The following is a 13,772-nucleotide window of genomic DNA, read 5'->3' as shown; positions in this document are numbered from 1 at the left end:
GGTGCCTCACTTGGCCGCAGCTGCTTCTTTTTTTGTAGCTTTCGGCGCTTTGTGCACCGGGGCTGCAGCCGATTTTTTCTCATGCATGTGATGCAGCGCACGCTGGTACTCGGCCGGCATGACCTTGACGAAGCGCGCCCGCGCGGCGGCCCAGTCGTCCAGCAGCTCGCGCGCGCGGCGGCTGCCGGTGCGGCGCAGGTGCTCGTCCATCAGGGCCTTGAGCTGCTCCTCGTCGGTCTGGCCGCGGTGCCAGTGGCCCGGCTCGCCGGTGGCCTTCTGCTCGGCCGCGGGCAGTACCTTCTCCAGCGCGACGGTGGCGCGGTTGCAGCGCTGGACGAACTGGCCGTCCTCGTCGTACACGTAGGCCACGCCACCCGACATACCGGCGGCGAAGTTGCGGCCCGTGCGACCCAGCACCACCACGGTGCCGCCGGTCATGTACTCGCAGCCGTGGTCGCCCGTGCCCTCGACCACCGCCGAGGCGCCCGACAGGCGCACGGCAAAGCGCTCGCCGGCCACGCCCGCAAAGAAGGCCCGGCCGCTGGTGGCGCCGTACAGCACGGTGTTGCCGACGATGATGTTGTCGTGCGCCTTGCCGCCGAAGTCCAGGCTGGGGCGCACGGCGATGCACCCGCCCGACAGGCCCTTGCCGGTGTAGTCGTTGGCGTCGCCGATGAGCTGCAGCGTGATGCCGCGGCACAGGAAGGCGCCGAAGCTCTGGCCACCCGTGCCTTCCAGCTGGATGCGGATGGTCTCGTCGGGCAGGCCCTCGGGGTGCACCTTGGTCACCGCGCCGGACAGCATGGCGCCGACCGAGCGGTTGATGTTGCGCGCGGTGTCCATGATCTTCACTGCCTCGCCGCGCTCGATGGCGGGCTGGCACTTTTCGATCAGGCGGTTGTCCAGCGAATGGTCGAGCCCGTGGTCCTGCTTCTCGACGTGGTGGCGCGGCACCTCGGCCGGCGCCTGGGGCTGGGCCAGCAGGCGCGAGAAGTCCAGGCCGCGCGCCTTCCAGTGGGCGATGCCCTCGCTCATGTCCAGCAGGTCGCTGCGGCCGATCAGGTCGTCGAACTTGCGGATGCCCAGCTGCGCCATGATCTGGCGCACCTCCTCGGCGACGAAGAAGAAGTAGTTGACCACGTGCTCGGGGCGGCCGGTGAAGCGCTGGCGCAGCACCGGGTCCTGCGTGGCGATGCCGGTGGGGCAGGTGTTGAGGTGGCACTTGCGCATCATGATGCAGCCCTCGACCACCAGCGGCGCGGTGGCGAAGCCGAACTCGTCGGCGCCCAGCAGCGCGCCGATGGCGACGTCGCGGCCGGTCTTCATCTGGCCGTCGGCCTGCACGCGGATGCGCCCGCGCAGACGGTTCAGCACCAGGGTCTGCTGCGTCTCGGCCAGGCCGATCTCCCACGGCGAGCCCGCATGCTTGATCGACGACCAGGGCGAGGCGCCCGTGCCGCCGTCGTGCCCGGCGATCACCACGTGGTCGCTCTTGCACTTGGCCACGCCGGCGGCGATGGTGCCCACGCCCACTTCGCTGACCAGCTTGACGCTGATGTCGCTGTGCGGCGCCACGTTCTTGAGGTCGTGGATGAGCTGCGCCAGGTCCTCGATGGAGTAGATGTCGTGGTGCGGCGGCGGGCTGATCAGGCCCACGCCGGGCACGCTGTGGCGCAGGCGGCCGATGTACTCGCTGACCTTGCCGCCGGGCAGCTGGCCGCCCTCGCCGGGCTTGGCACCCTGGGCCATCTTGATCTGGATCTGGTCGGCGCTGGCCAGGTATTCGGCGGTGACGCCAAAGCGCCCCGACGCCACCTGCTTGATGCGGCTGCGCAGGCTGTCGCCGTCCTGCAGCGGCACGTCGACCTCGACCACGTCGGGGCCGATCACCGAGGCCAGCGTCTCGCCCTTCTTGATGGGGATGCCGCTCAGCTCCTTGCGGTAGCGCGCGGCGTCCTCGCCGCCCTCGCCGGTGTTGCTCTTGCCGCCGATGCGGTTCATGGCCACGGCCAGGGTGGCATGCGCCTCGGTGCTGATGGAACCCAGCGACATGGCGCCGGTGGCGAAGCGCTTGACGATCTCCTTGGCCGGCTCGACCTCGTCGATGGGAATGGCCTTGCCCGGATCGACCTTGAACTGGAACAACCCGCGCAGCGTCATGTGGCGGCGGCTCTGGTCGTTGATGATCTGCGCGTATTCCTTGTAGGTGTTCCAGTTGCCGCCGCGCGCGGCGTGCTGCAGCTTGGCGATGGCGTCGGGCGTCCACATGTGCTCGTCGCCGCGCGTGCGCCAGGCGTAGTCGCCGCCGGTCTCCAGCATGGTGGCCAGCGTCGGGTCGCCGCCGAAGGCGGCACGGTGGCAGCGGATGGCCTCCTCGGCGATCTCGAACACGCCGATGCCCTGCACGCGGCTGGCGGTGCCGGTGAAGTACCTGTCCACCGTGTCGCTGTTGATGCCGATGGCCTCGAACAGCTGGGCGCCGCAGTAGCTCATGTAGGTGCTCACGCCCATCTTGGACATGATCTTGGACAGGCCCTTGCCGATCGCCTTGACGTAGTTGGCGATGGCCTTGTGCGCGCTCAGCTCGCCCGGCAGGTCCTTGTGGATGGCCGCCAGCGTCTCCATGGCCAGCCAGGGATGCACGGCCTCGGCGCCGTAGCCGGCCAGCACGGCGAAGTGGTGCACCTCGCGCGCGCTGCCGGTCTCCACCACCAGGCCGGCGTTGGTGCGCAGGCCCTCGCGGATCAGGTGCTGGTGGATGCTGGACAGCGCCAGCAGCGCCGGGATGGCCACGCGCTCGCGCCCCAGCGCGCGGTCGCTGATGATGAGGATGTTGTGCCCGCCCTTGATGGCGTCCACCGCCTGCGCGCAGAGGCTGGCCAGGCGCGCCTCCACGCCGTGCGAGCCCCAGGCCAGCGGGTAGGTGACGTCGAGCACGGCCGAGCTGAACTTGCCCTGCGTGTGCTTCTTGATGTCGCGCAGCTTGGCCATGTCGGCGGCGTCCAGCACCGGCTGGCTCACCTCCAGGCGCATCGGCGGGTTGACCTGGTTGATGTCCAGCAGGTTGGGCTTGGGGCCGATGAAGCTGACTAGGCTCATCACGATGGCCTCGCGGATCGGGTCGATCGGCGGGTTGGTCACCTGCGCGAACATCTGCTTGAAGTAGTTGAACAGCGGCTTGTTCTTGCTGGACAGCACCGCCAGCGGGCTGTCGTTGCCCATGGAGCCGATGCCCTCCTCGCCGTTGGCGGCCATGGGGCTGAGCAGGAACTTGACGTCCTCCTGCGTGTAGCCGAAGGCCTGCTGCAGGTCGAGCAGCGCGCGCGAGGTGTTCTCGACGCCGCTGGACTGCGGCTCGGTCTCGCCGATGGGCAGCTCCTGCGCGTCGGCGCCGGCCACGGGCCTGAGCACGTCGTCCAGTCGGATGCGCAGGTCCTCGATCCAGCGCTTGTACGGCTTGGCGTTGGCCAGCGTGGCTTTGACCTCCTCGTCGTCGATCATGCGGCCCTGGTCGAGGTCGATCAGGAACATCTTGCCCGGCTGCAGGCGCCATTTCTTGACGATCTTGTGCTCCGGAATCGGCAGCACGCCCGATTCGGAGCCCATGATGACCAGGCCGTCGTCGGTGATGCAGTAGCGCGCCGGACGCAGACCGTTGCGGTCCAGCGTGGCGCCGATCTGGCGCCCGTCGGTGAACACGATCGAGGCCGGGCCGTCCCAGGGCTCGAGCATGCTGGCGTGGTACTCGTAGAACGCGCGGCGGCGCTCGTCCATGGTGGTGTGCTGCTCCCAGGGCTCGGGGATCATCATCATCATGGCCTGGGCCAGCGGGTAGCCGGCCATGGTCAAGAGCTCCAGGCAGTTGTCGAACACCGCGGTGTCGGACTGGTGCGGAAAGCTGATCGGGTAGAGCTTTTGCAGGTCGGCGGCCAGCACGGGCGAGCTCATCACGCCCTCGCGCGCGCGCATCCAGTTGTAGTTGCCGCGCACGGTGTTGATCTCGCCGTTGTGCGCGATGTAGCGGTACGGGTGCGCCAGCGGCCACTCGGGGAAGGTGTTGGTCGAAAAGCGCTGGTGCACCAGGCCCAGGGCCGAAACGCAGCGCTCGTCCTGCAAGTCGAGATAGTAAGTACCCACTTGATCGGCCAGCAGCAGGCCCTTGTAGATCACCGTGCGGCTGCTCATGCTGGGGACGTAGTACTCCTTGCTGTAGCGCAGCCCCAGCGCCTGGATGTGGGCGCTGGCCGTCTTGCGGATGACGTACAGCTTGCGCTCCAGCGCGTCCTGCACGATCACGTCGTGGCCGCGGCCGATGAACACCTGGCGGATGATCGGCTCCTTGTCGCGCACCGCGGGCGACATCGGCATCTCGCGGTTGACCGGCACGTCGCGCCAGCCCAGCAGCACCTGGCCTTCCAGCCGGATGGCGCGCTCCAGCTCCTCCTCGCAGGCCAGGCGGCTGGCGTGCTCCTTGGGCAGAAAGATCATGCCCACGCCGTATTCGCCGGGCGGCGGCAGATCCACGCCCTGCTTGGCCATCTCGGCGCGGTACAGCGCATCGGGCAGCTGGATCAGGATGCCGGCGCCGTCGCCCATCAGCGCATCGGCCCCCACCGCGCCGCGGTGGTCGAGGTTCTGCAGGATCTTGAGCGCGTTGCCGATGATGGCGTGGCTCTTCTCGCCCCGGATGTGGGCCACGAAGCCGACCCCGCAGGCGTCGTGCTCGTGCGCCGGGTCGTACAGGCCCTGGGCTTGCAAATGTTCTTGTTCAGTCGGCGTGGACATCGAGGGCTCCATCAGTCGCAACACAAAGGAGCCCGAGCATATTGCAGCGCAACAAAATCTCAAAGCATTTTAATTAGGGTCAGATCACAATTAATTTTGATTTCCATTTGTTAGAATTTAATTGGGGTCAGATCATAATATTTGTCCAGAAACCTCCCCGCCCCAGGTAAAGTGGCGCCATCGACATCTCCCCATCCGCCATGGCCCGACAGCCCCGCCTGACCGTCCCCGGCTACCCGCACCACATCATCCTGCGGGGCAACAACCGGCAAGCCATCGTGCTGGACGACGCCGACCGCCGGCGCCTGCTGGACGGCCTGGGCGAGCAGGCGGCGCTGGCCCAGGTGGCCGTCAACGCCTACGTGCTGATGAGCAATCACCTGCACCTGCTGCTCACGCCCGAGACGGCCGAGGGCATCCCGCGCCTGATGCAGGCGTTGGGCCGCAACTACGTACAGGCCTTCAACCGGCGCCACGCCCGCACCGGCACGCTGTGGGAGGGCCGCTACCGCAGCACCCTGATCGAGGCCGAGCGCTACCTGCTGGCCTGCATGGCCTACATCGACCTGAACCCGGTGCGCGCCGGCATGGTGGCCACGGCGGCGGACTACCCCTGGTCCAGCCACGGGCACATGATCGGCCTGCGCATCGACCCGCTCATCACCCCCCACCCGCTGTACTGGGCGCTGGGCAACACGCCCTTTGCCCGCGAGCGCGCCTATGCCGACCTGGTGGAAGGTGCCCCCGGCTCGCCCCGCCAGGCCGAGCTGGCGCGCGGCCTGCGCACCGCCTGGGCCCTGGGCGGCGACGCCTTCGTGGCCGACCTGGCGCGGCGCACCCAGCGCCGGGTCAGCCGCACGCGGCCGGGGCGGCCGCGCAAGGCCGTCGAGGACCTTGCCGCACCCGATCAGGCCGCGTTGCCGCAACAACAGTAGCCCGCTCAAGCCATGCCGCTCGTCATCCGTCCCGAATGCCAAGGCGACGAAGAAACCATTGGCAACCTGACCCGCCAGGCATTCGCCACCCACCCTCACAGCAGCCATACCGAGCACTTCATTGTCGAAGCCTTGCGCAAGGCCGACGCCCTGGCCCTTTCGCTGGTGGCCGAGCAGGCCGGCCAGGTGCTCGGCCATATCGCCTTTTCGCCGGTCACCGTCTCCAACGGTGCTCCGGGCTGGTTGGGTCTGGGGCCGGTTTCGGTGCTTCCACCGGCTCAAAGGCGCGGCATCGGCCGGGCTCTCATCAAACGGGGCCTGTCGCTGCTGCGCGCGAGCGGCGCCGCCGGCTGCGTGCTGCTCGGCGAACCCTCGTTCTACGGACGGTTTGGTTTCGCCCATACCCCAGGGCTGGTTCTCCCCGGCGTGCCGCAGGCGTTTTTCCTGGCGCTCCCGTTCGGTTCAGGCACCCCGCAAGGCGAGGTTGCCTACCATGCCGCCTTTTCCGCCGAGGGTTGACCACGCAGGCCGGCGAATTTGATTCCAACGGCGGTGGACGCCCACATAATCAAGCCATGCCCCGCCCCAGCCAACTTTTGCACCCGCAGCGCGAGCCCGCGCCCACCCGCCCCGCCGCCACCGTGCTGCTGCTGCGCGACTCGGCCGCCGGCATCGAGGTGCTGATGACGCGCCGCTCGATGACGGCCAGCTTCGCGCCCGGCGCCTACGTGTTTCCGGGCGGCGGCATCGACCCCGCCGACAGCGCCGCGCACGCGCAGGCCACGCGCCGGGCCACGCAGAGCGACACGCACCTGACGCAGGCCATTGCCGCCATCCGCGAAAGCTTCGAAGAGCTGGGCGTGCTGCTGGCACGCCACGCCGATGGCTCATTTGCCACCGCCGCCGACGTGGCCGCGCTGGACCGCCACGCGCCCCTGGCCGCGCAGTGCGCCACGCACGGTTTGACGCTGGCCGCAGCCGACGTCTACGTGCTGGCGCACTGGATCACCGACCGCGACCTGCCGCGGCGCTTCGACGTGCCTTTTCTGGTGGCCCGCATGCCCGAAGGCCAGACGCCCGTGGCCGACGAGGCCGAGCAGTTCGAGCCCGTGTGGGTGCGTCCTGCCGATGCCCTGCAGCGCCACGCCGCCGGGCAGTTCTTCATCATCTTCCCCACCATCCGCACGCTGGAGCGCCTGCAACAGTACGCCAGCGTGGACGCCGTGCTGGCCGCCGCTGCCTCCGAACAGCCGCTGTGGACGAGCTGCCCGCGCGCGGGCTGGCTGGCCGGCAAGGAAGCGCGCTACATGGAGCACGAGATGCCCTACGGCGAGCTGCAGCTGGTCAGCCCCGACGGGCAGATCGTGCATACGCTGGACTGGCAGAGCGAGCGCCCCGTGCCGCTGCTGAAGAACGTGCAGCGCCTGACGGCGCCCAACCCCGGCTTCATGACCGGGCCGGGCACCAACAGCTACCTGGTGGGCGACCCGAACACCGGCTACATCGCCATCGACCCCGGCCCGGCCGACGCCGAGCACGTCGAGCGCCTGTGGCGCGCCGCCGGCGGGCAGATCCGCGCCATCGTGTGCACCCATTCGCACCCCGACCACGCACCGGGCGCCCAACCCCTGCAAGACCTGTGCGCCGGCAAGCCGCCCATCCTGGGCCTGCCCTCGCTGCCCACGGCGCGCGCGCACAGCGCCTTCACGCCCGACCGATCGCTACAAGATCAGGAGCTGATCGCGCTGGCCGGACGCGGGCCAGATGGCGAAATCACCCACACCCTGCGCGTCATCCACACGCCCGGCCACGCGGCCAACCACCTGTGCCTGCTGCTGCAGGAAGACGGCCTGCTGTTTTCCGGCGACCACATCCTGAACGGCAGCACCACCGTGATCGACCCGCCCGACGGCGAGATGACGGCCTACCTCGAATCGCTGGACAAGCTGGACGCCGCCTGCGCCGCGCAGCAGGTGACGTTCATCCTGCCCGCGCACGGCCACGTGCTGGCCCCGGCGCGCCAGGTCATTGCGCAGCTCAAGGCGCACCGCCTGGCGCGCGAGGCCAAGGTGCTGGCCGTCATGCGCGCCGACCCCGACGGCACGCTGGACGACTGGGTGGCCAAGGCCTACGACGACGTGCCCGCGCGCGTGTGGCCGGTGGCCAAGCGCTCGCTGCTGGCGCACGTGGAGCGCATCCAAGCCACGGCGCCGGGCAACGATTGAGGCGCCCGCGCGCGCCTCAGAAAAAAAGTGTGAAGTCCACCGATACGCCGGATTCTGTGCGCGCCGGTTGCCCGGTGCGTGACCGCCATCAATCTGGGCCGCCGGTCGCCCGAACGGCTCGATGCCACCTACCCGCACACTCGGCGGGCCGCCTCGACGTGTGCCTACTTGGTGTTGCTGCGCGCAGAGATTGCCCGTTTCACCCAGACTTAACTGGCTCGTCTCTGTTGCTCTGATCCTCACCTCACGGTGGACAGCCGTTGGCTGCTGCGCTGCCCTGTGCAGTCCGGACGTTCCTCCAGTGCGCCCTTTCGGGCCTTGCACCAGCGGCGGCCTGGTGAACTTCACCCGCCGATTATCACCCGCCGGCATATCGATATGGGTGACGCGCGCGCGGCAGCGGGCCACAATGCGCGCTTTCCAATCCACGGGGGCATCCGAGCATGAAATACGACAACATCCTGCAGACCATCGGCCGCACGCCCGAGGTGCGCATCAACCGCCTGTACGGCCCCACCGCCCAGGTGTGGATCAAGTGCGAGCGCGCCAACCCGGGCGGCTCGCTGAAGGACCGCATCGCGCTGGCGATGGTGGAGGTGGCCGAAAAGAGCGGTGCGCTCAAGCCCGGCGGCACCATCATCGAGCCCACCAGCGGCAACACCGGCGTGGGCCTGGCCATGGTGGCCGCCGTCAAGGGCTACAAGATCGTGCTGGTGATGCCCGACAGCATGAGCATCGAGCGCCGCCGCGTGATGCTGGCCTACGGCGCCACGTTCGACCTGACGCCCAAGGAGAAGGGCATGAACGGCGCCATCGCCCGCGCGCAGGAGCTGGCGGCGCAAACGCCCAACAGCTGGATCCCGCAGCAGTTCGACAACCCGGCCAACGCCGACGTGCACGAGCGCACCACGGCGCAGGAAATCCTGCAGGACTTTCCCGAAGGCCTGGACGTGCTGATCACCGGCGTGGGCACGGGCGGGCACCTGACGGGCTGCGCGCGCCTGCTGAAGGCCCAATGGCCCAAGCTGAAGGTGTTTGCGGTGGAGCCCAGCGCCTCGGCCGTCATCAGCGGCGGCGCGCCGGGCCCGCACACCATCCAGGGCCTGGGCGCGGGCTTCATCCCCAAGAACCTGGAAACCGGGCGGCTGGACGGCGTGATCACCGTGGACAACGACGAGGCGCGCGAATGGGGCCGCCGCAGCGCGCGCGAGGAAGGCCTGCTGGTGGGCATCAGCAGCGGCGCCACGCTGGCGGCCATCGCCAAGAAGCTGCCCGAGCTGCCTGCCGGCGCCCGCGTGCTGGGCTTCAACTACGACACGGGCGAGCGCTACCTGTCGGTCGAGGGCTATTTGCCCGCCTGACTGACTCAGCGCCCCAAGGCCTGCAGCGCCGCGATGCGCTGCTCCATCGGCGGGTGGGTGGCAAACAGCTCGCCGATGCTGCCGGCAATGCCCATGGCCGCCAGGTTCTTGGGCATCTCGGCGCCCTCGGCGTGCATGCCGCCCAGGCGCTGCAGCGCGGCGATCATGTTGCGCGGGTTGCCCATCAGCTGGGCCGAGCCGGCGTCGGCGCGAAACTCGCGCTGGCGCGAGAACCACGCCACCACGATGCCGGCCAGAAAGCCGAACACGATCTGCAGCACCATGGACACGACGTAGTAGCCGACGCCCGGCCCGCTGCGGTCGTCGCCCCGGCGCAGAAAGCCGTCCACCAGCGAGCCGATCACGCGGCTGGCAAACATCACGAAGGTGTTCATCACGCCCTGGATCAGCGCCATGGTCACCATGTCGCCGTTGGCCACGTGGGCCATCTCGTGGCCCAGCACGGCCTCCACCTCCTCGCGCGTCATGCCGCGCAAGAGGCCCGTGGACACGGCCACCAGGGCCGAGTTCTTGAACGCGCCGGTGGCAAAGGCGTTGGGCTCGCCCTCGTAGATGCCCACCTCGGGCATGCCGATGTGGGCCTTGTCGGCAAAGCCGCGCACCGTCTCCACCAGCCAGGCTTCGTCGGCATTGCGCGGCGTCTCGATGACCTGCACGCCCATGCTCCATTTGGCCGCGGTCTTGCTCATCAGCAGCGACACGATGGCGCCCGAGAAGCCGACGACGAGCGAGAAGATCATCAGCTGCACGGTGTTGGTGCCGGTGTAGCGGCCCACGCCCAGCAGGCTGGTGACGATGCCCACCACCACCATCACGGCCAGGTTGGTCAGCACGAACAATGCAATGCGCTTCATGGATTCCCTCAAGAAAGGCCGCCGCCGGTCAGGGTGCCGGGGCTGGCGCGAATGGTAGGGGCAATTGGAGCCGATTCAAGCCCCGCGGTTCCCCGCGCGGCTGTCCTACACTGCAGAAACATTTCGAGGACTTATGCCATGACCACCCCAGCCTGGCTCGAGCGCCTGGTCGCCATCGACACCACCAGCCGCAACTCCAACCTGGGCCTGATCGAGACCGTGCGCGACGCGCTGGCCGGCCACGGCCTGGCGCCCTGGCTGGCCGCCAACGCCGAAGGCAGCAAGGCCAACCTGTTTTGCACCCTGCCCGCGCAGGACGGGCAGACGCAGGGCGGCATCGTGCTGTCGGGCCACACCGACGTGGTGCCGGTCGACGGCCAGGACTGGACGAGCGACCCCTTCAGGCTGACCGACAAGGGCGACGGCCGCCTGTACGGGCGCGGCAGCTGCGACATGAAGGGCTTCATCGCCAGCAGCCTGGCCCTGGTGCCGCAGGCGCTGGCCATGCCGCGCAAAAAGCCGCTGCACCTGGCCTTCTCGTACGACGAGGAGCTGGGCTGCCTGGGCGCGCCCGTCATGCTGCGCGAGCTGCAGGCGCGCGGCATCCGCGCCGACGGCTGCGTGGTGGGCGAGCCCACGTCGATGAAGCCCGTGGTGGCGCACAAAGGCGGCTACTTCTTCCACTGCAGGGTGCACGGCAGGGCGGCGCATTCCTCGCTCACGCCGCAGGGCTGCAACGCCATCGAATACGCCGCGCGGCTGATCTGCCACATCCGCGACCTGGCCGACGCCTGGCGCACCCAGGGCCCGTACGACGAGGCCTTCGACGTGCCGTACAGCACCATCACCACCAACCTGATCGCCGGCGGCATCGCCGCCAACACCGTGCCCGAGTCGTGCACCTTCAGCTTCGACTTTCGCCACCTGCCCGGCCACGGCGCCGAGGACATCCAGGCCGACGTGCGGCGCTACGTCGACCAACAGCTGCTGCCGCGCATGCGGCGCGAATACGCCGGCGCGCGCATCGACATCGAATGCGGCGCCTCCGTGGCCGCGCTGGACGCCAGCGAGCAGGCCGCCATCACCACCCTGGTGCGCGCCCTCACCGACGACCGCGGCGTGCGCAAGGTGGCCTACGGCACCGAGGCCGGCCAGTTCACCCAGGCCGGCATCCCCGCCGTGCTGTGCGGCCCCGGCTCCATCGAGCAGGCGCACAAGGCCGACGAATGGGTCGAGCTGGAGCAGCTGGCGCAGTGCGACCGCTTCTTGCGGCGGATCGCCGAGTCGCTCTGCTGAACGCTCTTGGTTTGATAGCTGACGCGGCTTGATCGGCGGGCGCAAACAGGCGATCCGGCTTTAAATCGAACGCTCGCGCCCGGCACGCCATCGCCCGACGGCCGACACGGTTGCTCAAGCAGGCCGCCGCCGCAGGCCCCCCAGCCCGAAACCGGCCGCCAGCAGGCCCAGCAGCGCCAGCGCCCAAGGGCCCAGCGCCGGGATCGGCGCCACCTCGGTGCTGACGATCGGCCCCACCGGGTCGACGATGGTGCCGTTCACCACCCAGTCGTCGTCGCCCTTTTGCCCGTCGGTCACGGTGAAGGTGCTGGTGTTGCCGCTCACGTTCAGGCCTTCCGGCGCGAAATAGCTGGGCGCCGCGCCCGTGCTTGCCACGCCCCACTTGATGAGGTTGCCCACCGGCCGCGGCCAGGCGATGCTCATGCTCACCGGCGTGCTGTCGCAGCCGATCAGCTTGAACTGGAACATGCCCTGCGGCAGCCTTTGTCCCTGCGGCGGCGGCGCAGGCGCGGCGATGAAGGCGGTGGCAGCCAGGTCGAACCGGCAGGCCGGCCCGCCGCCCGTGAACTGCGCCGTGGCCGGCCCGCCCGCGCCGCTGGGGGGCACGGTGGTGCCGCTGAAGGTGGTGACGACCGGCACGAACTGGGCCGTCACGGCACGCGCCTGGTCCATGGCGACGGTGCAATCGGGCGCGCTGCCGCTGCAGGCGCCGCCCCATTGCGCCAAGATCTGCCCGGGCGCCGCGCTGGCGGCAAGGGTGACGTTGCCGGCCGGCGTGGTCTCCAGATAGGTTGCCGTGCAAGCCGCGCCGCCCGCGCTGGTGCAGGTGTTGATGCCGCCGCTGAAGGGTGTTGGCGTGGCCCCGGCCGAGACGCTGCCTGCGCCGCTGACGGCGACGCTCAAATCCAGCACGGCCGCGGCCGGGCCGCGCAGGTCGTTGTCTGAAGCGGCCGGCCCCGTGCCCTGGCCGTTGCGCCCGGCCCCCGCCGCGTTGCCGCTGACGGCGGCCAGACAGGCCGCCGTGATGCCCAGCGTGCCATCGTTCCACAGCCCGCCCACGGCCTGGCCGCCGCCACGGTACCCCGGGCCGCCGCCGCCGGCCGCCAGGTTGGCGCCGACGGCGCAGCCGGCACCCAGAATGGTCAACGTGGCGCCCGACGCGTTGTAGATGCCGCCGGCCGCCGCGCCGCCGTCGCTGCCGCTGTTGCCCGCCGCGCCGCCGCCGCCGCCCACCCACACGCCGGCCAGCGTGGCGTAACCGCCGCCGCCACCGAAACCTCCACCGTATCCCACCGCGTCACCCCCAGCTCCGGGCCCGCCGCCGGCACCGCCTGCTCCGAACTCGTCGCTGGCACTGCTACCACCATTGGTCCCATCGCTGCCTCCACCCCCAAAACCATAACCGCCACCACCCCCATAACCTCCGCCACCGGCACCCCACCACCCACCGCCACCGCCACCACCACCCCAACCACCGCCACCGCCACTGCCACTGATGCCGCCACCGCCCGCACCGCCGCCATTGCTTCCGGAGCCACCATTTTCGTTACTGACACCGCTGCCGCCTGCCGGGCTGTCGGTGCCGCCAGCGCCTCCTACATAGCTAGGGTAACCAACGCCACCCGTCCCTCCCGCGCCATACAACCACGTCCCACCCACCGACACTCGCACCCCGCCACCGCCACCGCCACCGCCATAAAACTCGCCGCCGCCCCCACCGCCCCCCGTGGCGTAGTTGCCCACCACCTGAACCCCGTCGAGCACCAGCGCGCCGTCGTTACGGATGCCCGCGCCCCAGGACGAGCCGGAGTCGGCGCTGCCGTTCCAGTCGATGCCCTTGCCGGCCAGCAGGCCGCGGGTGATGGTCAGGCCCTGCAGGGTGGCGCTGGCGCCGGCGGCCACGTGCAGCACGCGGCCCTTGAGCTGGCCGTCCAGCGTGACGCCGGGGCCGTTGATGCTCAGGTTCCTGTCGATCTCCAGTGGACTGTCCAGCAGGACCTGGGTGACGCCGCTGGCAAAGACGATGACGTCGCCCGCGGCCGCATCGACCAGCGCCTGGCGCAGGCTGCCCGCGCCGCTGTCGGCGCCGTTGATGACGGTGAGCGTGGCCGCGTGCAGCGGGCCGGCCAGGGCCAGCGCGGCCAGCAGGGGGACGAGGCGCGGCAGGATCGTTTTTCTCATGGGACTTCCCTGGGTGGCGGTGACAGCCAAAGCATGCGGAATTCAGTCGGGTATCAAGCCTATCGAATGTGAATCTGTTTGTATGTCCCCCAAACCGGCTTCAGGAAAACCCTG

At 69.6% G+C, this 13,772-nt stretch carries 8 protein-coding genes and 1 other RNA gene; 5 read left to right on the top strand and 4 right to left on the bottom strand.

The window, feature by feature from the left end; all coding sequences use genetic code 11:
- Positions 1-6: 6 nt before the first annotated feature.
- The gene (locus tag H6927_06645) at positions 7-4,785 is read right to left on the bottom strand and encodes a glutamate synthase subunit alpha (protein ID MCP5217777.1); all 4,779 of its coding nucleotides are present in this window, start codon (positions 4,783-4,785) and stop codon (positions 7-9) included.
- Between the two features lie 200 nt (positions 4,786-4,985).
- Here H6927_06645 and H6927_06640 point away from each other — a divergent pair, with 200 nt between their 5' ends.
- Genes H6927_06640 through H6927_06630 form a run of 3 tightly spaced genes read left to right on the top strand, consistent with a single transcriptional unit; the run spans position 4,986 to position 7,945 of the window.
- Entirely contained in the window at positions 4,986-5,720 is a 735-nt protein-coding gene (locus H6927_06640; GenBank protein ID MCP5217776.1) for a transposase, read from the top strand.
- Between the two features lie 12 nt (positions 5,721-5,732).
- Positions 5,733-6,239, top strand: coding sequence for an N-acetyltransferase (locus H6927_06635; protein ID MCP5217775.1), 507 nt, complete (start codon positions 5,733-5,735; stop codon positions 6,237-6,239).
- 56 nt (positions 6,240-6,295) lie between these two features.
- Entirely contained in the window at positions 6,296-7,945 is a 1,650-nt protein-coding gene (locus H6927_06630) for an MBL fold metallo-hydrolase (GenBank protein MCP5217774.1), read from the top strand.
- Positions 7,946-7,972: 27 nt separating this feature from the next.
- On the opposite strand, the gene rnpB is transcribed toward H6927_06630, so the two are convergent.
- Positions 7,973-8,291: RNase P RNA component class A (gene rnpB, locus H6927_06625), an RNA gene on the bottom strand.
- Positions 8,292-8,388: 97 nt separating this feature from the next.
- Here rnpB and cysK point away from each other — a divergent pair.
- A complete protein-coding gene (gene cysK / locus H6927_06620; GenBank protein MCP5217773.1) occupies positions 8,389-9,306 on the top strand; it encodes a cysteine synthase A in 918 nt (305 codons plus the stop codon).
- A 5-nt stretch (positions 9,307-9,311) separates the two neighbouring features.
- Here cysK and htpX read toward each other — a convergent pair whose 3' ends face one another.
- On the bottom strand, positions 9,312-10,181 hold the full coding sequence (gene htpX / locus H6927_06615) for a protease HtpX (GenBank protein MCP5217772.1): 870 nt from the start codon (positions 10,179-10,181) through the stop codon (positions 9,312-9,314).
- 138 nt (positions 10,182-10,319) lie between these two features.
- Between htpX and argE the strand changes: the two genes are divergently transcribed.
- A complete protein-coding gene (gene argE / locus H6927_06610; GenBank protein MCP5217771.1) occupies positions 10,320-11,477 on the top strand; it encodes an acetylornithine deacetylase in 1,158 nt (385 codons plus the stop codon).
- A gap of 114 nt (positions 11,478-11,591) precedes the next feature.
- Here argE and H6927_06605 read toward each other — a convergent pair whose 3' ends face one another.
- On the bottom strand, positions 11,592-13,658 hold the full coding sequence (locus H6927_06605; protein MCP5217770.1) for an IPTL-CTERM sorting domain-containing protein: 2,067 nt from the start codon (positions 13,656-13,658) through the stop codon (positions 11,592-11,594).
- Positions 13,659-13,772: the final 114 nt, after the last annotated feature.

This window comes from Burkholderiaceae bacterium, from assembly GCA_024235995.1.
In the GTDB taxonomy this organism is placed as follows: Bacteria; Pseudomonadota; Gammaproteobacteria; order Burkholderiales; family Burkholderiaceae_C; genus Ottowia.
This window is presented reverse-complemented; position numbering and strand designations above follow the sequence as displayed.

What these genes read in the sequence shown, in the direction of transcription:
- H6927_06640 (MCP5217776.1), top strand. Translation starts at nt 4,986, where the DNA reads ATGGCCCGACAGCCCCGCCTGACCGTCCCCGGCTACCCGCACCACATC.
- H6927_06635 (MCP5217775.1), top strand. Translation starts at nt 5,733, where the DNA reads ATGCCGCTCGTCATCCGTCCCGAATGCCAAGGCGACGAAGAAACCATT.
- htpX (MCP5217772.1), bottom strand. Translation starts at nt 10,181, where the DNA reads ATGAAGCGCATTGCATTGTTCGTGCTGACCAACCTGGCCGTGATGGTG.
- H6927_06645 (MCP5217777.1), bottom strand. Translation starts at nt 4,785, where the DNA reads ATGTCCACGCCGACTGAACAAGAACATTTGCAAGCCCAGGGCCTGTAC.
- H6927_06630 (MCP5217774.1), top strand. Translation starts at nt 6,296, where the DNA reads ATGCCCCGCCCCAGCCAACTTTTGCACCCGCAGCGCGAGCCCGCGCCC.
- argE (MCP5217771.1), top strand. Translation starts at nt 10,320, where the DNA reads ATGACCACCCCAGCCTGGCTCGAGCGCCTGGTCGCCATCGACACCACC.
- cysK (MCP5217773.1), top strand. Translation starts at nt 8,389, where the DNA reads ATGAAATACGACAACATCCTGCAGACCATCGGCCGCACGCCCGAGGTG.
- H6927_06605 (MCP5217770.1), bottom strand. Translation starts at nt 13,658, where the DNA reads ATGAGAAAAACGATCCTGCCGCGCCTCGTCCCCCTGCTGGCCGCGCTG.